16 protein-coding genes are annotated in these 20,702 nt (G+C 74.2%); 10 read left to right on the plus strand and 6 right to left on the minus strand.

What is annotated here, in order from left to right; translation table 11 throughout:
- Positions 1 to 29: 29 nt before the first annotated feature.
- Positions 30 to 1,433, minus strand: coding sequence for a Re/Si-specific NAD(P)(+) transhydrogenase subunit beta (gene pntB, locus LQ327_RS06230; protein ID WP_308286257.1), 1,404 nt, complete (start codon positions 1,431 to 1,433; stop codon positions 30 to 32).
- Complete coding sequence (locus LQ327_RS06235; RefSeq protein WP_230730642.1) at positions 1,430 to 2,977, minus strand: Re/Si-specific NAD(P)(+) transhydrogenase subunit alpha; 1,548 nt, start codon at positions 2,975 to 2,977, stop codon at positions 1,430 to 1,432. The genes pntB and LQ327_RS06235 overlap by 4 nt, the downstream gene beginning before the upstream one ends.
- Positions 2,978 to 3,282: 305 nt before the next feature.
- On the opposite strand from LQ327_RS06235, the gene LQ327_RS06240 reads away from it, so the two are divergent.
- Genes LQ327_RS06240 through LQ327_RS06260 form a run of 5 tightly spaced genes read left to right on the plus strand, consistent with a single transcriptional unit; the run spans position 3,283 to position 9,393 of the window.
- Positions 3,283 to 5,424, plus strand: a complete 2,142-nt coding sequence (locus LQ327_RS06240) for a molybdopterin oxidoreductase family protein (protein ID WP_308286258.1) — start codon at positions 3,283 to 3,285, stop codon at positions 5,422 to 5,424.
- On the plus strand, positions 5,424 to 5,768 hold the full coding sequence (locus LQ327_RS06245) for a molybdopterin oxidoreductase (protein ID WP_230730643.1): 345 nt from the start codon (positions 5,424 to 5,426) through the stop codon (positions 5,766 to 5,768). Before LQ327_RS06240 ends, LQ327_RS06245 begins: the two co-directional genes overlap by 1 nt.
- Positions 5,769 to 8,273: a nitrite reductase large subunit NirB gene (gene nirB, locus LQ327_RS06250; protein WP_230730644.1), complete on the plus strand. Its 2,505-nt coding sequence runs from the start codon at positions 5,769 to 5,771 to the stop codon at positions 8,271 to 8,273. It abuts the gene before it with no gap.
- On the plus strand, positions 8,270 to 8,608 hold the full coding sequence (locus LQ327_RS06255) for a Rieske (2Fe-2S) protein (RefSeq protein ID WP_230730645.1): 339 nt from the start codon (positions 8,270 to 8,272) through the stop codon (positions 8,606 to 8,608). Before nirB ends, LQ327_RS06255 begins: the two co-directional genes overlap by 4 nt.
- Before the next feature lie 29 nt (positions 8,609 to 8,637).
- On the plus strand, positions 8,638 to 9,393 hold the full coding sequence (locus LQ327_RS06260) for a maleylpyruvate isomerase family mycothiol-dependent enzyme (RefSeq protein ID WP_230730646.1): 756 nt from the start codon (positions 8,638 to 8,640) through the stop codon (positions 9,391 to 9,393).
- Between the two features lie 196 nt (positions 9,394 to 9,589).
- Here the strand turns inward: LQ327_RS06260 and LQ327_RS06265 are convergent, their stop codons facing one another.
- Positions 9,590 to 10,636, minus strand: a complete 1,047-nt coding sequence (locus LQ327_RS06265; protein WP_230730647.1) for a hypothetical protein — start codon at positions 10,634 to 10,636, stop codon at positions 9,590 to 9,592.
- 170 nt (positions 10,637 to 10,806) lie between these two features.
- Between LQ327_RS06265 and valS the strand changes: the two genes are divergently transcribed.
- On the plus strand, positions 10,807 to 13,404 hold the full coding sequence (gene valS / locus LQ327_RS06270) for a valine--tRNA ligase (protein ID WP_230730648.1): 2,598 nt from the start codon (positions 10,807 to 10,809) through the stop codon (positions 13,402 to 13,404).
- Positions 13,405 to 13,457: 53 nt separating this feature from the next.
- Here valS and LQ327_RS06275 read toward each other — a convergent pair whose 3' ends face one another.
- Complete coding sequence (locus tag LQ327_RS06275) at positions 13,458 to 13,778, minus strand: adhesin (RefSeq protein WP_230730649.1); 321 nt, start codon at positions 13,776 to 13,778, stop codon at positions 13,458 to 13,460.
- A gap of 104 nt (positions 13,779 to 13,882) precedes the next feature.
- On the opposite strand from LQ327_RS06275, the gene LQ327_RS06280 reads away from it, so the two are divergent.
- A complete protein-coding gene (locus LQ327_RS06280) occupies positions 13,883 to 15,295 on the plus strand; it encodes a MarR family winged helix-turn-helix transcriptional regulator (RefSeq protein ID WP_230730650.1) in 1,413 nt (470 codons plus the stop codon).
- Positions 15,296 to 15,374: 79 nt separating this feature from the next.
- A complete protein-coding gene (locus LQ327_RS06285; RefSeq protein ID WP_230730651.1) occupies positions 15,375 to 15,893 on the plus strand; it encodes a hemerythrin domain-containing protein in 519 nt (172 codons plus the stop codon).
- Here LQ327_RS06285 and LQ327_RS06290 read toward each other — a convergent pair.
- Positions 15,883 to 17,781 carry a hypothetical protein gene (locus LQ327_RS06290; protein ID WP_230730652.1) on the minus strand — a complete coding sequence of 633 codons (1,899 nt, stop codon included), beginning with the start codon at positions 17,779 to 17,781 and terminating at the stop codon, positions 15,883 to 15,885. The two genes, LQ327_RS06285 and LQ327_RS06290, sit on opposite strands and share 11 nt — an antisense overlap.
- Before the next feature lie 261 nt (positions 17,782 to 18,042).
- On the opposite strand from LQ327_RS06290, the gene macS reads away from it, so the two are divergent.
- A complete protein-coding gene (macS, locus tag LQ327_RS06295) occupies positions 18,043 to 19,230 on the plus strand; it encodes a MacS family sensor histidine kinase (protein ID WP_230730653.1) in 1,188 nt (395 codons plus the stop codon).
- A gap of 11 nt (positions 19,231 to 19,241) precedes the next feature.
- Entirely contained in the window at positions 19,242 to 19,871 is a 630-nt protein-coding gene (locus LQ327_RS06300) for a response regulator (RefSeq protein ID WP_230730654.1), read from the plus strand.
- Here LQ327_RS06300 and LQ327_RS06305 read toward each other — a convergent pair.
- The gene (locus LQ327_RS06305) at positions 19,868 to 20,674 is read right to left on the minus strand and encodes a SirB1 family protein (RefSeq protein WP_230730655.1); all 807 of its coding nucleotides are present in this window, start codon (positions 20,672 to 20,674) and stop codon (positions 19,868 to 19,870) included. The two genes, LQ327_RS06300 and LQ327_RS06305, sit on opposite strands and share 4 nt — an antisense overlap.
- Between the last annotated feature and the right edge of the window lie 28 nt (positions 20,675 to 20,702).

The raw sequence follows: 20,702 nt of genomic DNA on the forward strand, positions 1-20,702 counted from the left end.
CAATTTGTGCTCACGAGCGCGGAGCGCACCTACAGGGCCGAGATGATGTCCTCGACCCGCTGCTTCGCGTCCCCGAAGATCATCGAGGTGGCCTCCTTGAAGAACAGCGGGTTCTGCACCCCGGCGTAGCCGACCGCCATGGAGCGCTTGAACACGATGACGTTCTCGGCCTCCCACACCCGCAGCACCGGCATGCCGGCGATGGGGCTGTTGGGGTCCTCCTCGGCGGCCGGGTTGACGGTGTCGTTCGCCCCGATGACCAGGACGACCGACGTCTCCGGGAAGTCGTCGTTGATCTCGTCCATCTCGAGGACGATGTCGTAGGGGACCTTCGCCTCGGCGAGCAGCACGTTCATGTGCCCCGGGAGGCGCCCGGCCACCGGGTGGATGCCGAAGCGCACCTCGACGCCCTTGTCCCGCAGCTTGCTCGTCAGTTCGGCGACCGGGTACTGCGCCTGCGCCACCGCCATGCCGTAGCCAGGGGTGATGATGACGGACGAGGCCTGCCGCAAGAGCTCCGCGACCTCCTCGGCCTGGACCTCGTGGTGCTCACCCTCGACGTCGGCGGCGGTCCCCGACTCCACCCCGAAGCCGCCGGCGATCACCGCGATGAACGAGCGGTTCATCGCGGTGCACATGATGTAGGAGAGGTACGCACCGGAGGAGCCGACGAGCGCCCCGGTGACGATCAGGAGCGTGTTGTCGAGCAGGAAGCCCGACGCCGCGGCCGCCCAGCCCGAGTAGCTGTTGAGCATCGACACGACGACCGGCATGTCGCCGCCGCCGATCGAGGCGACGAGGTGCCACCCGAGCGCCAGCGCCACCGCGGTGAGCGCGATGATCACGCCGAGCCCGGGCGAGATCGTGAACGCCACGGTGAGCCCGACGAAGGCGACCAGCGCGCCGAGGTTCAGCACGTTCTTGCCCGGCAGGCTCAGCGGGCGTGACTTCATCCGCCCGGAGAGCTTGCCGAACGCGACGATCGAGCCGGTGAACGTCACCGCGCCGATGAACACGCCGACGCCGACCTCGACCGAGTGGATGCCGAGCAGCTCGGCCGGCACCTCGGTCTGCGCGGGGCCGACCGCCTCGACCTCGAGGTAGCCGTTCCAGCCGACGAGCACGGCCGCCAGCCCGACGAACGAGTGCAGCAGCGCGATCAGCTCGGGCATGCCGGTCATCTCGACGACCCGGGCCCGCCAGAGCCCGATCGCGCCACCGATCACGAAGCCGCCCAGCAGCAGGGCGATCGCCCCGGCCTGGAGCGACTGCGCCACCTCGACCACGGTCGCCACCAGCGCGATCGCGATCCCGGCGATGCCGTAGACGACACCCGCCCGCGCCGTCTCGTGCTTGGACAGGCCCGCGAGGCTCATGACGACGAGCAGCGCGGCGACGATGTAGGCGGCGGTCGCCGCGGTCTGCGGGTTCACTGCGCCGCCTTCGGGTCGGTGGTGAACATCGAGAGCATCCGGCGGGTCACGGCGAAGCCGCCGACGATGTTGATGCTGGCCAGCACGATCGCGATCCCCGCGAGGATCGAGACGACGAGGCTGTGCTTCCCGAACTGCAGCAGCGCGCCGACGATCACGACGCCGGAGATGGCGTTGGTGACCGACATCAGCGGCGTGTGCAGGGCGTGGTGGACCTTGCCGATCACGTAGTAGCCGATCACCACGGCGAGCACGAACACCGTGAGGTTGACGGCGAGCTCGGCCGGGGCGAACGCGGTCGCCACGAACAGCAGCGCGAGCCCGACCGCGATCGCCCCGTAGCGCCAGGCGGGCGAGCGGGGCTCCTTGGGCTCCGGCTCGGGCTCCGGCTCCTTGGCCTCCGCCGCGGCCGGGGCCGCCGAGACCTGCACCGGGGGCGGCGGCCACAGGACCTCGCCGTCGTGGGCCACGGTCATCCCGCGCTGCACCGTGTCCTCGAGGTCGAGGACCAGCTGACCGTCCTTCTCCGGCGTCAGCAGCTTCATGAGGTTGACCAGGTTCTGGCCGTAGAGCTGGCTCGCCTGCGTCGGCAGCTTCGTCGCGAGGTCGGTGTCGCCGAGGATCGTCACCTGGTTGTCGGTGACGACGACCTCGTCGGGCCGCGAGCCCTCGACGTTGCCGCCGCTGCCCGCCGCCATGTCCACGACGACGCTGCCCGGCTTCATCGCCGCGACGTCGGCGGCGGTGATCAGCCGCGGCGCGGCCTTCCCGGGGATCAGGGCCGTGGTGATGACGATGTCGACGTCGGCGGCCTGCTCGGAATAGATCTCAGCGGCCCGCCGATCGTAGGCCTCGGAGGTGGCCTTCGCGTAGCCGTCGGAGGACTTCTCGGCCTCCTCGCCCTCGACGACGACCTCGAGGTACTCCCCGCCGAGCGAGCCGACCTGGTCGGCGACCTCGGGGCGGGGGTCGGTCGCACGGACGACCGCACCGAGCGACGAGGCCGCCCCGATCGCGGCGAGGCCCGCGACCCCGGCGCCCGCCACCAGGACCTTCGCCGGCGGCACCTTGCCCGCCGCGGTGATCTGCCCGGTGAAGAAGCGCCCGAAGTGGTTCGCCGCCTCGATCACCGCGCGGTAGCCCGCGATGTTGGCCATCGAGCTGAGCACGTCGAGCGACTGTGCCCGGGAGATGCGGGGCACCGCGTCCGTGGCCAGCACCGTGATGCCGCGGCCGGCCAGGTCCTCGACCAGGTCGGAGTTCTGGGCCGGGCCGACGCGACAGACCAGCGTCGCGCCCTCCTGGAGCCGTGCGAGGTCGTCCGGGGGCGGCGTGTTGATCGCGAACACCACCTCCGCGCCCCAGGGGTCGCCGAGCTCCGCCCCGGCCTCGGTGTAGGCCTCGTCGGGGAACGACGAATCCTCCCCCGCCCCCGGCTCGACGATCACCGACCAGCCCAGCTTCTGCAGCCCCGCCACCGTGGTGGGGGTGGCCGCCACCCGCGTCTCGTGGTCCCGGGTCTCCCGGGGGACACCGATGCGCACCCTCGCGCCACCTCTCGTCAGGCCGTCCCGCTCCACGGCTGCTGAGTCGCTCCGCAACCGTCCGGCGGAGGTTAACCGCCGCCCCACCTCAGGAGTGTGATCCACGCCTCGTTCTTCCAGGCTGAACGATCGAGATGACGCGCGCCGCACGACCTGGACGTTCAGCGCCAGAACGAGACCCACGTCACTCCTGTTCCGGTGCGCGTGGCCCGGCTCGCACCCCGGTACGCCGTGCACACGGTGGCTCGCCCAGCTGTAGCGCCCGTGTCATCTCCCGGAAACGCCTCGCACGGAACGTGGGCCCCGTGTCACTCCCCCTCGTCGGCGCGTCGACCGGTCCGGTCGCGACGCACTGCCCGTACTGCTCGCTGCAGTGCGGCATGACGTTGACGGCACGTCCCGAGACGGCGGGCGGCGGCTTCACGGTCGAGGGCGCGAACTTCCCGACGAACCGCGGCGGGCTCTGCGAGAAGGGGCTCAGCTCGGCGGAGCTGCTCGCGCACCCCGACCGCCTCACGACGCCCCTGGTGCGGGACGCGCGGAACGAACCCTTCCGCGAGGCGACGTGGGACGAGGCCCTCGACCGGGTCGTCACGGGCTTCACGGTCGCCCAGGAGCGGTTCGGGGCGGACGCCGCGGGCCTGTTCGGCGGCGGCGGCCTGACCAACGAGAAGGCCTACCAGGCGGGGAAGTTCGTCCGGGTCGCGCTGCGCAGCGCCTCGGTCGACTACAACGGGCGCTTCTGCATGTCGAGCGCCGCGGCCGCGTCGAACAAGGCCTTCGGGATCGACCGCGGGATGCCGTTCCCGCTCGCCGACATCGCGCGCGCCGACACCGTCATGCTCGTCGGCTCCAACCCGGCGGACACCATGCCGCCGGCGATGCGCTGGTTCGCCGCCGGCCGGGAGCGCGGCGCGCAGCACCTCGTCGTGGACCCCCGCTACACCGCGACCGCCGCCGCGTCCGACGTCCACCTCCAGCCGGTGCCCGGCACGGACCTGGCGCTGGCCAACGGGCTCCTCCACCTGGCGATCAAGCACCGGCTGGTCGACACCACCTACGTCGCGGACCGGACCACCGGGTGGGACGCGGTGCGCCGGGCGGCGCGGCAGTACTGGCCGGACCGTGTGGAGCGGATCACCGGGGTGCCGGTGCGGGTCATGGAGCGCGCGGTGCGGATGCTCGCCGAGTCCCGCGCGACGATGATCCTCTCCGCGCGGGGCGCCGAGCAGCACGCGAAGGGCTCCGACACCGCGCTGGCCTGGATCAACCTGGCGCTGGCCCTCGGGCTCCCCGGCCGGCCGTACTCGGGCTGGGCGACGGTGACCGGGCAGGGCAACGGGCAGGGCGGGCGCGAGCACGGCCAGAAGGCCGACCAGCTGCCCGGCTACCGGATGCTCGCCGACCCGGAGGCGCGCGCCCACGTCGCGGGCGTCTGGGGCATCGACCCCGACGAGCTCCCGAAGCCCGGCGCCTCGGCCTACGAGATGCTCGACCGGCTCGGCACCGACGGCGGCGTCCGGGCGCTGCTGATCATGGCCTCGAACGTCGCGGTCAGCGCGCCGCGGGCCGACCACGTGCGTGAGCGGCTCGCCGAGACCGACTTCCTCGCCGTCTCCGACCTCTTCCTGTCCGAGACCGCGGAGCTCGCCGACGTCGTCCTGCCCTGCGCCCAGTGGGCCGAGGAGGAGGGCACGATGACCAACCTCGAGGGCCGGGTGCTGCGCCGCAGGCGCGCCGCGCGGGCTCCCGACGGCGTCCGCTCCGACCTGTCCGTCCTCGCCGACCTGGCCGCTCGCCTCGGCCGCGGGCAGTTCTTCTCCGACGACCCCGAGACCGTCTTCGACGAACTGCGCCGCGCCTCGTCGGGCGGGAAGGCGGACTACGCGGGCATCTCCTACGCCCGCATCGAGGCCGAGCGCGGCGTGTTCTGGCCCTGCCCCGACGAGGCCCACGCGGGCACGCCCCGCCTGTTCCGGGAGCGGTTCGCGACGCCGGACGGCCGCGCGCGGTTCCACGTCGTGCACCACCGGGCGGCCGCCGAGGAGCCCGACGCCGAGTACCCGTACCGGCTGACCACCGGCCGGTCCCGCGCGCACTACCAGTCCGGCACGCAGACCCGTCGCACGAAGGCGCTGCTCGACGCCGAGCCGGAGCCCGTCGTCGACATCCATCCCGACCTCGCCGCGCGGCTCGGGATCGCCGACGGAGCGGACGTGGTGCTGCGCAGCCGCCGCGGGACGGCGCGGTTGCGCGCGCGGTTCGCCTCGACCATCCGGCCCGACACCGTGTTCGCGCCCTTCCACTGGTCGGGCGACCAGACGGTCAACGCCCTGACCAACCCGGCGCTCGACCCGGCGTCGCGCATGCCCGAGTTCAAGATCTGCGCGGTGTCCGTCGAGGCCGCGCCTGCCCACCACCCCGCCGGAGAGGACGCCTCCCCATGATGACCACGCCACGGTTCCTGCAGGGTGCCTTCGCGTTCGAGGGGCAGGGACTGGACAAGCCGGCCCTGCTGCACCCCTCGCTGACCTACACCGTGCCGGAGGGCGTGACCGGCCAGGTGCTCTACGTCCGCGCGGGCAACTCCTCCGACGAGCTCGCCTCGCTGGTGCTGGTGTTCGACGGGGCACCGGCGCGCTGGCTGCCGATCGGCGCCAAGGCGGACATGCACGTGTCGCTGCGGGTCGTCGAGGACCTGCTGGCCGGCAGCTCGGTCGAGCTGCACTACGCCGCGCCGGTCGGGGCGACCGGGACCCTCGTCGTCGACTGCGGTCTGGTGGAGGTCTGAGTGACGGCGGCGGAGGCAGCCGACGGGCGCGCGCGGCTCGTCGTCGTCGGGAACGGCATGTCCGGGGCCCGGGCGCTCGAGGAGATCCTCGCCCGTGGGGGCGGCGAGCGGTTCGCGATCACGGTGTTCGGGGACGAGCCGTACGGCAACTACAACCGGATCCTCCTGTCGGAGGTCCTGGCGAACGCCGCCGCGGAGGACACCGACGATGACGAGATCTTCCTCAACCCGCGCAGCTGGTACGACGAGAACGGCATCGCACTGCACGCGGGCGTCCGGGTGGTCCGGATCGACCGGCACGCGAAGGTCGTCTACGGCGACGACGGGTCCGTGACCCCGTACGACACGTTGATCCTCGCCACCGGCAGCCGCTCGTTCTTCCCGCCCATGGACGGCATGTGGGCCGGCGACACCGAGCTCACCCCGGGCGTGTTCGGCTTCCGCAGTCTCGAGGACGCGACCGGGATGCTCCGCCACGTCAAGGGGCGGCACACCGCCGTCGTGATCGGCGGGGGCCTGCTCGGGCTGGAGGCGGCGGCCGGCCTGCAGGCGCACGGCCTCGCGGTGCACGTCGTCCACCCCACCGAGGTGCTGATGAACCAGCAGCTCGAGGCCGAGGCGTCGAAGGTGCTGCGCTCGAAGCTCGAGGGCATGGGCATGCACATGCACCTCGGCGTGAAGACGACCGAGATCCTCGTCGAGGGTGGCGCCGTCTCCGGCGTGCGGTTCACCGACGACTCGACGCTCGCCTGCGACACCGTCGTGGTCACCGCCGGGATCCGGCCGAACATCGGGCTCGCGATGGTGTCCGGGCTCGAGACCCAACGGGCGATCGTCGTCGACGACCGGATGCGTTCGGTGGACGACGACGACATCTTCGTGGTCGGCGAGTGCGCGCAGCACCGCGGCGAGGTCTACGGCGTCGTCGGGCCGCTGTGGGAGCAGGCCGCGGTCCTCGCCGACGTCGTCACCGGTGCGAACCCCGACGCCGAGTACCACGGCTCGCGGCTGGCGACGAAGCTGAAGGTGGCGGGCGTCGACGTCGCGCAGATGGGGGTGAAGACCCCGGAGCGGGAGTCCGACGAGTTCGTGCAGTTCTCCGAGACCGGACGCGGCGTCTACCAGACAGTCGTGATCCGGGAGGGGACGCTGATCGGGGCGACGCTGGTCGGCGACGTCTCGAAGGTCGCCGCGCTGACGCAGGCGTTCGACTCCCGCTCGGCGCTGCCCGCCGAGCGCGTCAAGCTGCTGTTCGACCTCGGATCCGCCGAGGACGCCGCCTCCGCCGCCGACCTGCCCGACGACACCCAGATCTGCCACTGCAACGGCGTCTCCAAGGGCGACCTCGTGGGGTGCGTGCACGACGGCGCCGAGTCGGTGTCGGCGTGCATGGCGGCGACGCGGGCGGGCAAGGGGTGCGGGTCGTGCAAGGGGCTGGTGACGGAGGTCGTCGAGGCCGCCTCGGGTGGGGCGGGCGTGGCGGATCCGGCCGACTCCTACTACGTGCCGGCGATCCCGCTGGACAAGCCGGCGCTGATGGCGGAGATCCGGTCGCGGGGGCTGAAGAGCGTCTCGGCGGTGTTCGAGGCCCTCGCGCCGGAGGGCCGCGACCACGTCGGCTCCAAGATGGGGCTCACCGCGCTGCTGCGGATGATGTGGCCGGACGACTACGTCGACGAGCGCGACGGCCGGTTCATCAACGACCGGGTGCACGCGAACATCCAGCGCGACGGCACGTTCTCCGTCGTCCCGCGGATGTCCGGCGGGGTGACCTCGCCCGACCAGCTGCGCCGGATCGCCGACGTCGCCGAGAAGCACGAGATCCCGATGGTCAAGCTGACCGGTGGCCAGCGCATCGACCTGCTCGGCGTCCCCAAGGAGAAGCTGCGGGAGGTGTGGGCCGACCTCGACATGCCGTCGGGCTGGGCCTACGGGAAGTCGTTCCGCACCGTGAAGACGTGCGTCGGGACCGACTTCTGCCGCTTCGGCCTCGGTGACTCCACCCAGCTCGGGATCGACCTCGAGGAGCGCTACAAGGGCGTCGAGGGCCCGGCGAAGATGAAGCTCGCCGTCTCCGGCTGCCCCCGCAACTGCGCGGAGTCGATGGTGAAGGACGTGGGTCTGGTCGCCGTGGAGGGCGGGTCCTGGCAGATCTACGTCGGCGGCGCGGCCGGGGCGACGATCCGGAAGGGCGACGTCCTGGCGACGGTGGACTCGCACGACGAGGCCCTGACGCTCGTGGGCCGGTTCCTCCAGTACTACCGGGAGAACGCCAACTGGCTGGAGCGGACGTACGACTTCGTGCCGCGGATGGGGCTGGACTACCTGATCGGCGTGGTCGTCGACGACGTGGAAGGCCTGGCGGCGGGGCTGGACGTGCGGATGCAGGAGGCCGTCGACGCCTATGCCGACCCGTGGGCGGCGGACCAGACCGAGGCGACCCCGGGGCAGTTCCACGACTCGCTCCCGCTGATCCCGCTGTCGCAGGTGCCGGTGCGGTCGTGAGCGGCCGCGAGACGGTCTCGACGCGGCTCGGGCCGGTCGAGCAGATCCCGCTCGGCGAGGGGCGCGCGTTCCTGGTCGGCGACGAGCCGGTCGCGGTGTTCCGTCCTCGCTCCGGCGGGCTGTCTGCGTTGCGGGCGGTGTGCCCGCACCGGGGCGGCCCGCTCGCGGACGGGCTCGTGGACGCCGAGCTGGTGATGTGCCCGCTGCACAACCACCAGTTCCGGCTGCGTTCCGGGGAGTGCGTGTCGGGTGGGGGCGTGTCCGGCGTCGCGGCGTACACGGCGTCCGACGACGACGGCGAGCTCGTCGTCAGTCTGGTGACGCCGGACGGTTGAGGGTCGGGCAGGCTGGGCCGGTGTCCGTCATGACCGACGAGCTGATGGTGCAGGTGACCGCGTTCGCGGACGCGGCGAGCGCGGGGGATCCGGGGACGCCGGTCCCGACCTGCCCGGACTGGTCGTTGCGCGATCTCGCCCGCCACCTCGGCCGGGTGCACCGGCGCGTGGCGGAGACGATCTCCGGGGCCGGCGACCGGCTGATCCCGCACGACCAGGTGGCCGACCCGGAGCCGCCGGTCGCGCCGGACGAGGTCGCGACGTGGCTGCTGGCCGGGGGCGCGCAGGTGGTGTCGGCGGTGACCTCCGCGGAGCCCGAGCGCCGGGTGGCCGGGTTCTCCGGGCCCGCGCGGGTGTCCTGGTGGGCGCGGCGGATGCTGCACGAGACGGTGGTGCACCGCTACGACGCCGAGGTCACCGTGGGGATCGAGCCGTGGGTCGGGGTCGGGCCGGACCTGGCCGCGGACGGACTGGCGGAGTCCTTGTCGCTGCTGGACACGTTCGGCGAGCGGCGGGCCGCGCTCGCGGGGTCGGGCGAGACGATCCACGTGCACGCTCTCGACGAGGCGTCGTGCGAGTGGCTGATCACGCGCGGGGCCGGCGGGGTGGTCGTGGAGCAGCGGCACGCAAAGGCCGACGTGGCGGTGCGGGGACCGGCGGCGGCGCTGTTCGCGGTGCTGACGAATCGGTGCTCGGTGGATGCCGTGCCGGGTGGGCTCGGGACGGTCGAGGTGCTCGGGGACGGCGCGGTGCTGCGGGACTGGTTGCGGGTCTCGGGGCTCTGAGGGTCCGGGACTTTCGTGGGCTTTCGTGGGCTTTCGTGGGCTTTCGTGCCCGCACGAGGGGAGCCCTCGTGCGGCTCTAGCGACCGAATCCTCCCCTCGCGGCCGGGCGACCCAACCATGATCACCGGAATGAGGAGGATCTGGACGCTGAGCCCTCACATCCTCGTCATCCCGGTGATCATGGCCGCGGCAGGGGTCAGACGACGAGCCCCACGACGACCGCCGCCGCGCCGGCGCACGCCCCGAGCACGCCCATCAGGAGCCCGCGGGACGCCTCACCCGCCCGGAACATCGCGATCGCCCCGACGCCGAGCCCGATGACGCCGAGCAGGGCGCCCGCCAGGTTGAACACCGGGATCGCGCCGAGCGCCGACTGCGGCAGCACCCGGGGCAGCAGGCCCGACCACGGAGCCACCCCGAGCACGACGCCGATCGCCCCGATCACGAGCGCGACCAGGCCGAGGCGGGCCGACGCGCGGTCGACCGGCGGCGTCTCCCAGGGCCGGTCGGTGCTCCGCGCCAGGAAGGGGCGCGACGGTGCCCCGCGTCGCGACGGCGGCTCGGCGGGCGCGACCTCCTCGGGGCGGTACGGGGAAGCCATCGCCTCCGGCCGTTGCACCGACAGCGGACGCAGGGACGGTGCGCCGAGGTCGTGCGCGGGGCCGGCCGTGCCCCGCGCGGCGGCGGCCCGGTCGAGGTCGTCGCGACGGACCGGGGCCGTCACGGCGTCGTCGTCGGCCACCGACGCCGGGCCGGCGTGCGCGGGGGCATCGGGAGTGGGCGTCGCCGACCCCGGGTGGACGGCCGTGTGCGGCGGGCGGTGCCGTGGGATCGCGGCCTCGCGCTGGACCGGGACGGCGCCGAGGGGCACCCCGATCGACGAGGTGCCGAACGAGGGACCACCCGGCGGCGGGGGCGCAGCGAACCCGGAGGGCGGGAGCGGCCGGAACCCTGCGCCGGGCCCGTCGCCCGCCGGACGCCTTGGGTTCTCGGCACCCCGCGGCGCGGGCACGGCCGCGTAGCTCCCGGAGGCCGGGGCCGCGTCCGGGGCGCGGTGCCGCCCACCCGAGCGGCGCGGTACCGGGAACGGGCCGGACGGATCCGTCGCGACGTCGTCGTCGGGCGCATCGTGGCCGCCGACCGGACCATGGGTGGTGGACGAGCCCCTCCCGCCGCTCGCGCGGTGGCGCGGCTCGGCCGGGCCGGACGACCCCGGCGGCGAGGACGGCGTGGAGACGGTCATGACTTCCCCCGAACAGACGTATCCAGACCGCCATGTGCGCGGTCACGACCACTGTGTCCGTTGAACGGCCGCCGGTGTTACGAGATCCACCCGCACGGCGCAGCAGCTCGCCCCGATCAGGTCCGTCCGCAGCGGAAAGGCGTCGGACCCCCTCGGTAAACTCCGGTGACATGACGCAGTCCCCCTCCGCCGCGGCGGCGCCGACGCAGCCGCAGGTCCCCGAGAAGCCGACGCTCGACGGCCTCGAGGAGCGCTGGGCGGCCGTATGGGAGGAGCAGGGGACCTACGCGTTCGACCGGTCGGCCGAGCGCGGCGACGTCTTCTCGATCGACACGCCGCCGCCGACGGTGTCGGGCTCGCTGCACGTCGGGCACGTCTTCAGCTACACCCACACCGACGTGGTCGCTCGGTTCTGGCGCATGCGGGGCAAGCAGGTCTTCTACCCGATGGGGTGGGACGACAACGGCCTGCCGACCGAGCGCCGCGTCCAGAACTTCTACGGCGTGCGCTGCGAGCCGAGCCTGCCGTACGACCCGGAGTTCACCCCGCCGGAGAAGCCCGGCAAGCAGCAGCTGGCGATCTCGCGGCGGAACTTCGTCGAGCTCTGCGAGACGCTGACCGCCGAGGACGAGAAGGCGTTCGAGGCGCTGTGGCGGCGCAACGGCCTCTCGGTCGACTGGTCGCACACGTATCAGACGATCGACGGCACGGCCCGCGCGATCAGCCAGCGCGCGTTCCTGCGCAACCTCGACCGCGGCGAGGCCTACGTGTCGATGGCGCCGACGCTGTGGGACGTCACGTTCCGCACCGCCGTCGCGCAGGCCGAGCTCGAGGACCGGGACCACACCGGCGCCTGGCACCGGATCGCATACCACGGGGCCGACGGCAACATCGAGATCGAGACGACGCGTCCGGAGCTGATCCCGGCCTGCGTCGCGCTGATCGCCCACCCCGACGACGAGCGCTACCAGCCGCTCTTCGGCACGACGGTCCGCTCGCCGCTGTTCGACGTCGAGGTCCCGGTCCTGGCACACCCGGCCGCCGAGATGGACCGCGGCGCCGGCATCGCGATGTGCTGCACCTTCGGCGACCTCACCGACGTGCAGTGGTGGCGCGAGCTCGACCTGCCGAACCGCACCGTCATCACCCGCGACGGCCGGCTGCTCCGCGAGACGCCGGAGTGGATCACCTCGGACGCCGGCCGTGGCCGCTACGAGGAGATCGCCGGCGCCACGGTCTTCACCGCCAAGGAGAAGATCGTCGCGATGCTCGCCGAGACCGGCGAGCTCATCGGCGACGTCCGGCCGGTCACGCGCCCGGTGAAGTTCTTCGAGAAGGGCGACAAGCCGCTCGAGATCGTCTCCAGCCGCCAGTGGTACCTGCGCAACGGCGGCCGCGACGCCGAGATGCGCACGGCGATGCTGGGCCGCGGGGACGAGCTGGTCTGGCACCCGGACTACATGCGGCACCGGTACGCCGACTGGGTCCGCGGGCTCAACGGCGACTGGCTCGTCAGCCGCCAGCGGTTCTTCGGCGTCCCGATCCCGGTCTGGTACGCGCTCGACGCCGACGGCGAGGTGCTGCCCGCCGAGGTCCTCACCCCGGGCGACGACGCCCTGCCGATCGACCCGACGACGGACGTCCCGCCCGGCTACTCCGCCTCCCAGCGCGACCAGCCGGGCGGCTTCACCGGCGACCCGGACGTCCTCGACACCTGGGCCACGTCGTCGCTGACCCCCCAGATCGCCGGGAAGTGGTCGGTCGACGACGACCTGTTCGCCCGCGTCTTCCCGATGGACCTGCGCCCGCAGGCGCACGACATCATCCGGACCTGGCTGTTCTCGACGGTCGTGCGCAGCTCGCTCGAGTTCGGCGAGCTCCCGTGGGCGCACGCGGCGCTGTCGGGCTGGATCCTCGACCCGGACCGCAAGAAGATGTCCAAGTCCAAGGGCAACGTCGTCACGCCGATGGGCCTGCTCGAGGAGTTCGGCTCGGACGCCGTCCGGTACTGGGCCGCGAACGGGCGCCCCGGCGTCGACACCGCGTTCGACCGCGGCCAGATGAAGGTCGGCCGGCGGCTCGCGATGAAGCTGCTGAACGCCTCGAAGTTCATCCTCGGCGTGGGCGTCGGAACCGGCGAGCCGGACGCGTCGGCGGTCACCGCACCGATCGACCGGGCGCTGCTCGCGCGCCTGGCCGGCGTCGTCGAGAAGGCGACCGCCGCGCTGGAGCGGTTCGACTACGCCGTCGCGCTCGAGGTCACCGAGCAGTTCTTCTGGTTCTTCTGCGACGACTACCTCGAGCTGGTGAAGTCGCGCGCCTACGGCGAGTTCGACGAGGCCGGGCGCGACTCCGCGCGGGCGGCCCTGGCGGTGGCGCTGCGGGTGCTGCAGCGGCTGTTCGCGCCGGTGCTGCCGTTCGTGGCCGAGGAGGTCTGGTCCTGGTGGCAGGGCGGGACGGTGCACCGCGCCGCCTGGCCGGCCACCGGCGAGCTGCCGCTCACCGGCGGGGTCGACGAGGACGTCCTCGAGGTCGCCTCCGAGGTGATCTCCGGGATCCGCAAGGGCAAGTCGGACCAGAAGCTCTCCATCCGCACCGAGGTGGAGAGCCTCTCCGTGTCCGCCGCGCCGGACCGGCTGGACGCCCTGCGGGTGGTGCTGGGCGACGTGCAGGCGGCCGGGCGCGTCCGGGACGTCGAGCTGGTGCCGTCGGATGACGGCGAGCTGGTCACGCGGGTCGGCGGACCCGTGGAGGCCGTGCAGGCGTGAGGAGCCCGACGGCGGCCGCGAGCACGCGGCCGCCGTCGGCGTCCGTCGTCAGGTCAGGCCTGCAGCTCGGACTGCGGGGTGATCGCGAAGCGGTACTCGTCGCCCGAGCCCTCGGCTTCGGTCTCCGGGATCTTCTCGACGTCGAGGACCTTGTCGTCGAGCGCCGAGGCGGCCATGGGCTCCAGGAAGATCACGGCGCCGCCACCTTCGAGGACGGTGTCGTCCGCGGCCGGGTTCGGCGCGACGGAGAGCTCGAGGCCCTCTTCGGCCATGTTGGGCGTCGCGGCGATCCGCAGACCGGAGCCTTCCGGCATCTCGTTGGTCTCGAGGATGTTGGAGATCGCCTCGGCCGCCGTCTCCGTCAGTGCCAGCATGCCCCGTTACCATACGGATCACAGAAAGGTCACGCATCTCATCGCATGCGCCGTCACACGGGCAGGTCCCCCGGACGGACGCACCGTCACGGAGGAGAGCGGTCATGGCGCTCCCGGTCCCCGAGTCGGCCGCTGGGCCGCGGGAGGACATCATCCGGTTGCTGGCCGGGACTCCGGAGGGTTTTTCCGACGGGGAACTCGCCTGTGCGCTGGCCGATCGGCACCCGAGTCTGAACGCCAAGGCCGTGAATCACCAGTGCCGGAAGCTGGCGGCGGCCGGGATGGTCGAGCGGGTGGGGACGCGGCCGGTCCGGACCCGTCTGGCGGCTGGTGTGGACGTCGAGGCCGCGTCGGGGCCCTCGGACACCGATGCCGCCGGAGTTCTCGAGGGGCACATCACGCAGGCCGAGCAGGCCTCCGGGACGTCTGACGTGCCCCTCGACGAGGTGGAGCCGCCGACGCCGGGACTGCCCGCCGTCCAGGAGGACATCCTCCGGGCGCTGACCGCGGCGGCGGAGGGCCTCACGGACAACGAGCTGGCCGCGGCGCTGGCCGACCGTCACGGCGACGCCGACCCCAAGTCGTTCAACTACCAGTGCCGCAAGCTCGCCAAGGCCGGCCTCGTGGAGCGGACGGCGCGATCGAGGGACACGTCGATCCGCACCCGGCTCACGCCGGACGGCGAGGGGTACATCGCGCAGGCCCCCGAGGTGTCGACGCTGCCTGACGTGCCCCTCGAGGCGAGCGGCGACGCGACGACGGCAGCCTCCCTCGACGAGGGGCACACCACCCACCCCGCCGAGGTGTCGACGCTGCCTGACGTGCCCCTCGAGGCGGACGACGACGGCGCCGGGGCCGGCTGGGCACCCGCCGTCGGGACGCGGAACGGCACGGCGGTCCGGTCCCGCCGGCCGCGTCACCGCGCGAAGACCCCGTCCGACGACGTGGCGCGCATGCGCCGCTCCGAGCGGGACGGCGACGACCCGGACGAGCCGCTGCTGCGCTTCCTGCCCTTCGCCTCGGCGGCGTCGGCGCGGACCGCGCTGCGCGAGCGGATGGCCGAGCGGGCCGCGCTGCGGCGGGTCCCGGAGCCGAGCGACGAGGTCGTCGTGCCCACGCGGGACGTGCTGCAGGGCTGGTCCCGGACCCAGAACGTGGCCGCGGCCGTCGCGGACTGGATCACCCGCCACGGCGGCACCATCCACGCGGCGAACGCCTCCGGGCCGGCGCACGACCTCGTCGCGACCGTGCACGGCTCCGAGGTGCACGTCGAGGTCACCGGCTGGCCGCCGGAGGGCGCGCGCAGCCACCCGACGACGCTCGCCGGCGACTGGTTCCGCGCGGCGGCCCGGGCCGCGTCCCAACGGCGCGGGGCATCCCCCAGGGGCCGCGTGGTCATCGCCCTGCCGGACACCCGCCGCTACCGCGCCCTGGCCGGCGACGACGCCGAGACACTGCGGCGGGCGCGGGCCGAGGTGTGGTTCGTCGACGCGTCCGGGGAGATCCAGCGCTCCTGACGCGCGCGGCCGGTTGCCCGGCGACGGGGCCGGGTAGCACCCGGGGAACCACCACACGCAGTTCCCCGGGAGGGCCCGCATGTCCGCGGACATCACCGAGATGATCCTCGACGACCACGACTGGTTCCGCCGTCAGTTCCTGCGCCTCGCGGACCTGCGGGACGATCCGGACCAGCTCGACGAGGCCACGAAGGTCTGGGACGAGCTCGCGCGGTATCTCGAGGTGCACGCCTCCGCCGAGGAGGAGCACTTCTACCCGTCGATGGCGCGGCGCGCGGACGACGAGCAGGCCTCGGCGACCGAGGACGCGATCGGCGACCACGACGACATCCGGGCCGGGGCCCGCAAGGCGTTCGACGCGACGGCCGGCAGCGACGCCTGGTGGCAGGCCATCGACGAGACCGACCAGGCGAACAACCACCACATGTCCGAGGAGGAGACGGACGACCTCGCGCCGTTCCGCCGGACGACGTCGCTCGCCCTGCGCCAGGAGCTCGGGGCCAAGTTCGAGCAGTTCAAGGCCGAGCACCCCGGCGCGGCCGGCCTCGACTTCGCCGACAAGGACCCGGACGCCTACGTGCGGGCGGTCAGCGGCTGACCGTCCACAGGTCGAGCGGCAGGAAGCCCGTCCCCGCGCCGAGGCCGGCGAACGCGGTGTCGATCTGGTCGGGACCGACGAGCAGCACCCCGACCGCGGCGAGCACGGCGAGCACCACCAGCACGATCAGGACCGGGACCGCTCCCCGCGGGGCCTTGCCGGCACGGGGGTCGGCCTCCGGGACCGGCTGGGGGGCGGTGTCCGGCCCGCGCCGACCGCGGACGGCCCCGCGAGGCTGATCGCCGCCGGCGGGGGCCGGGGCGGCCTCGGGCTGACCCTGGAGCGCGCCGGCCGGGCTCCGGCCCCCGGGCGGGGCGTCGCCGGCAGGCCGGACCTCGTGCGGGACCGCGCCGACGAGCGCCAGGTGGTCGGCCTGCGGGTCGCCTTCGACGTGGCCGTTCTGGGCCGGATCGGGCCGGTGGTCGCCGGGCGCCACGGGACCGCCCGGGTGGTGATCACCCGGCGCGGGGGCCGGCTCGCCGGGAGCGCGGTCCTCCGCCGCGGGCTCGCCGGACGCGCGATCGTCCGCGGCGGCCACGCGGTCGCCCGGGCCGCCGGAGACGAGGCCGTGAGCGGCGAGGTCGTCGGCTGCCCCGACCCCGGCGCCGGCGTTCGGACCGCGGCGCTGCGCCTGGACCGGCGAGGAGGGCAGCCGGGCCTCGGGGATCGCGGTGTCCCGTTCGCCGTCGCCGTGCCCGTCCGCCACCGGCAGGCCGGTCTCGGGGGTGAGGAGCCCGTCGTCGGGACCCGGGCCGTCGCCGTCGTCGGGACCGGAGCCACCCGCACCGGAGCCGCCGATACCGGAGCCGCCGCCGACTCCCATTGCCGGAGCGCCGACCGCGGAGGCCCCGACCGGGGTGGGCGAGGTGCCGACCGTCCGGGCGGCCCGGATGGCCTGCGCCCCCGAGGCGGCGCGGGCCGCACGGGTCCGGGGCGGCAGCAGGAGCGCGGCGAGGCCGAGGACGCCGTCGTGGGAGGCACCGGGCAGGACCAGCGCCTCCGCGGCACGCTCCGGCCCGGCGGTGAGGTCCACGAGGCGGCGCGCGAGCGGGGTGGAGCGGTCGCCGAGGACGTGCACGACGGGACGGCGGGCCTCGTCGGGACCGTCGGTGATCTCGCCGAGGGTCTCCTCGAGGGCGTGCTCGACGAGCTGGTCGAAGACGGCGCGCTCCAGCACGACCTCGTGGGCCTCGGCCGCGACGCGGGCCTCCTCGGCCTCGCCGCTCGCGAGCTGGGAGCGGGCGCGCCGGATCTCCCGGCGGAGGCGGGCCGCCTCACCGCGGAGGTCCCGGGCCTCCCCCGGCTTGCGGGACCCGGGACTGGGGCCGTCGCTCGCGGCGACGGCCGGGTCGAGCGAGCTCAGCTGGGCCCGGACCACATCGAGCAGGAGCTGGTCGAGGCGGGTGCCGGTCGCGACCGGCCCGCGGGACCCGATCTCGGCCCCGGACGACGTCCGCCGCACCGGCCAGGCGGTGAGCCCGCCGGCACGGGCGTCGAGCACGACGCTCTGGCCGCCGACCTCGACCTCGGCCGAGATCCGGTCACCGACCAGGGCGACCGGGGCGGGGAGCCACGCGGGGGCCGGCAGCCCGACGAGCGCCGTCGCCTCCGCGATCTCCTCGAACCGGCGGCGCTCGGTGTCGGGCGGCGTCGCGATCACGAGGCGCGTCGGGCGCTCCGGGACCTCGCCGCGGTCGGGCGGGGCGGTCGAGCCCTCGACGACGCGCGCGAACGCGTCGGCGAGCACGTCCACCGGATCAGCCCCGTCGGTGTCCGTGTCGAGCGGGACGCGGCGCGCCCGGAGAGATCCCCCGCCGGTCGATCGGTCCACGTCGACCGCGACCAGCTCCGACGGCGTCACCTCGACCGCCATCACCCAGCTGCTCACCCGGTCCTCCTCGTCGCCGTCCCGGCCAGGGTCCGTTCACTCGACCCCGCCCCGCCATCCGGGCGCGCCCTACGGTAATGGGGATCCCACCCCACCCCGCCACCGGTGACGGCGTGTCACCCGTGCTGGGCGAACCCATGGTCGGCGTCACACCCGTGGGGCATGCTGACGCCGGCCGATATTCCGGGTGGATCGGCCCACCCGACCTCTGGGACTTCCCGACCCCCCGATCGATGACGCGGCCCGGCCTGCGGAGGTCCGATGAGCATCCCGGACACCTCCGGCACGGTGCCCGTCGCCCGCCGACGACGGGGCGCGACGGTCGATGTGCACGCGGCCCTGCTGCCCCTGTGGCGCGGCCTCGTCGTCTTCCGGGTGGTGGCGCTCCTCTACGCGGTGGTCAACGTCGTCCGGGACGTCGGGCTCTACGCGCGGCCCGCGCTCGGCATCGCCGTGCTGGTGCTCATGGCCCTCTGGACGCTGGTCACGAGCGTGGCCTACCTCCGCGGTGCCGATCGTCGGCTCACCGTCGTCGACCTGGTGCTCACGGTGCTCGCGACGACCAGCACGCTCGTCGTCGACGACCCCGCACGGATCGGCGCGGGCGGCCCGGTGATCACGACGGTGTGGTCGGCGGGCGCAGTCCTCGCGATCGCGGTGGCCTACGGGATCCGCCCGGCGATCGGGGCGGTGGCGGTGTCGGTGGGCGCGCTGTGGTTCACCCGCCGCGCGCTCGACGCCGCGCTGCTCTCCGACGCCCAGCTGCTGCTCGTGGCGGGCGTCGCGGTCGGGTTCGCGTCGGTGGCGATGCGCCGCTCCGCGCAGCGGCTGCAGGAGGCGATCGCCACCGAGGCGGCGGCCGCGGAGCGGGACCGGCTGGCGCGCGACATCCACGACGGCGTGCTGCAGATCCTCGCGCTGGTGCGTCGGCGGGGACCGCAGCTGGGCGACCCGGAGCTGGTCCGCGCGGCCGCCGAGCAGGAGGTCTCGCTGCGCCGGCTGATCACCCGCGGGCCGATCGGGCTCGACGGTCCCGACGACGAGCCGGTCGACCTCGGCGCGGCCCTCGGGGCCGCCCTGCCCGCCCGCGCGGTGCTCGCGGTGCCGCCCGACCCGGTGTGCGTCCCGGGCGGGCTCGCACGGTCGTTGCTCGCGGTGGTGCGCGAGGCCGCCGCGAACGCCGACGCCCACGCCGGCGAGGACACCGGGCTGTGGGTGCTGCTGGAGGACGAGGCCGACACCGTGACGATCAGCGTCCGCGATGACGGACCCGGGATCCCGTCCGGGCGGCTGGCCGAGGCGGCGGACCAGGGCCATCTCGGCGTCGCCTCCTCGATCCGGGGACGGGTCGCGGAGCTGGGCGGCACGGCCGAGCTGGTCACCGCGCCCGGCGACGGGGTGGAGTGGGAGCTGCGGGTGCCGCGGCAACAACGGGAGGGGGCGCGGTGACGGTGCGGGTCATGGTGGTCGACGACCACCCGATGTGGCGCGAGGGCGTGGCGCGCGACCTCGGCGAGCGGGGCCTCGACGTCGTGGCCACCGCGGGCGACGGGGCCGCCGCGGCCCGGATCGCGCCGGCGGTGCGGCCGGACGTGGTGGTGATGGACCTGCAGATGCCGCACCTGGACGGGGCGGGGGCGACGGCGGCGATCCTCGAGGTGCTGCCGGACACCCGGGTGCTGGTGCTCTCCGCCAGCGCCGAGCAGGGCGACGTCCTGGGCGCCGTGCGGGCCGGGGCGGCCGGATACCTGGTGAAGTCGGCCCAGGTGTCCGAGCTCGTCGACGCGGTCGAGCGGACCGCCGCGGGGCAGGCGGTGTTCGGGCCGGAGCTCGCCGGGCTGGTGCTCGGGGAGTTCCGGCGCCGCGAGCGGGAGGGAGGGACGGGCGGGCCCGAGCTCACCGCCCGCGAGACCGAGGTGCTCCGCTTCGTCGCGAAGGGGATGACCGCGCGGCGGATCGCCGACCGGCTCGGGCTCTCCCACCGCACCGTCGAGAACCACGTGCAGAACGTGCTGCGGAAGCTGCAGCTCGCCAACCGGGTGGAGCTGACCCGGTACGCCATCGAGCAGGGGCTCGACGCGGACACCTAGTTGAGGTGCGCCCGCCACGCCCGGGCATGACGCGCCAGCCGGGCGGCGTTGCGGGGGAGCCGCTCCGACCAGTCGTCGAGCATCCGGGCCGCCGCGAGATAGTCGCCTCGGCGGCCCCGGGTGGCGGCCAGCTCCACGACCTCGTCGGCCCCGACCCCGGGCAGCAGCAGCCGCGCCTCGAGCACCCAGCGCAGCTCCGGGACCCGGCCCGCGGCGCGGTGGATCACCCGCAGGTTGGTGAGCATCCGGACGAGCACCGCGTGCACCGACACCGGGGACAGCAGGGCGGGGTGGAAGGCCACCTCGCGGCCGGCCCCGGTCGCGGCGCGGAAGAGCGCCTCGCACTCGTCGAGGTCGAGCAGGTCGCCGGTGAAGGGGTCGAGGTACCACCCGGAATCGCGCGGGTGGACCAGGAAGTGGCCCGGCATCCCGACCGGTTCCAGCTCGATCCCGGCCCGGCGGCCGACCTCGAGCACGACGACGGCGAGGGTGATCGGGATGCCGCGGCGCCGGGCGAGCACCTCGACCAGCGAGGAGTTCCGCGGGTCGTAGTAGTCCTCGCGGTCCCCGGCGAACCCCTCCTCGGTGTAGAGCCGCAGGACCAGCCCGTCGACGTCGGTGATCCCCTGCGCGAGCCGGTCGAGCTCCGCGAGCGCGCCGTCGACGTCGGCCTCCGGTGCCGCGAGGCGGGCGATCTGCAGCGCCGCGGCGTCGAGCGGCGGGTCACCGGCCGCGAGCAGTTGCTCGAGGCGCGCGAGCGCGTCCGCGACCCCGGGCGGAGGCGTGCCGGGCTCGACGTCCATCCGCCGTATGGTGCCGTGCTTCGCGCTC

Origin of the sequence: Actinomycetospora endophytica (assembly GCF_021026375.1) — a bacterium.
In the GTDB taxonomy this organism is placed as follows: domain Bacteria; phylum Actinomycetota; class Actinomycetes; order Mycobacteriales; family Pseudonocardiaceae; genus Actinomycetospora; species Actinomycetospora endophytica.

Coding starts and splice junctions, on each gene's coding strand:
- LQ327_RS06265 (WP_230730647.1), bottom strand. CDS start 10,636: ATGACCGTCTCCACGCCGTCCTCGCCGCCGGGGTCGTCCGGCCCGGCC.
- LQ327_RS06280 (WP_230730650.1), top strand. CDS start 13,883: ATGGCGCTCCCGGTCCCCGAGTCGGCCGCTGGGCCGCGGGAGGACATC.
- LQ327_RS06260 (WP_230730646.1), top strand. CDS start 8,638: ATGACCGACGAGCTGATGGTGCAGGTGACCGCGTTCGCGGACGCGGCG.
- LQ327_RS06300 (WP_230730654.1), top strand. CDS start 19,242: ATGGTGGTCGACGACCACCCGATGTGGCGCGAGGGCGTGGCGCGCGAC.
- LQ327_RS06275 (WP_230730649.1), bottom strand. CDS start 13,778: ATGCTGGCACTGACGGAGACGGCGGCCGAGGCGATCTCCAACATCCTC.
- macS (WP_230730653.1), top strand. CDS start 18,043: ATGAGCATCCCGGACACCTCCGGCACGGTGCCCGTCGCCCGCCGACGA.
- valS (WP_230730648.1), top strand. CDS start 10,807: ATGACGCAGTCCCCCTCCGCCGCGGCGGCGCCGACGCAGCCGCAGGTC.
- LQ327_RS06305 (WP_230730655.1), bottom strand. CDS start 20,674: ATGGACGTCGAGCCCGGCACGCCTCCGCCCGGGGTCGCGGACGCGCTC.
- LQ327_RS06245 (WP_230730643.1), top strand. CDS start 5,424: ATGACCACGCCACGGTTCCTGCAGGGTGCCTTCGCGTTCGAGGGGCAG.
- LQ327_RS06285 (WP_230730651.1), top strand. CDS start 15,375: ATGTCCGCGGACATCACCGAGATGATCCTCGACGACCACGACTGGTTC.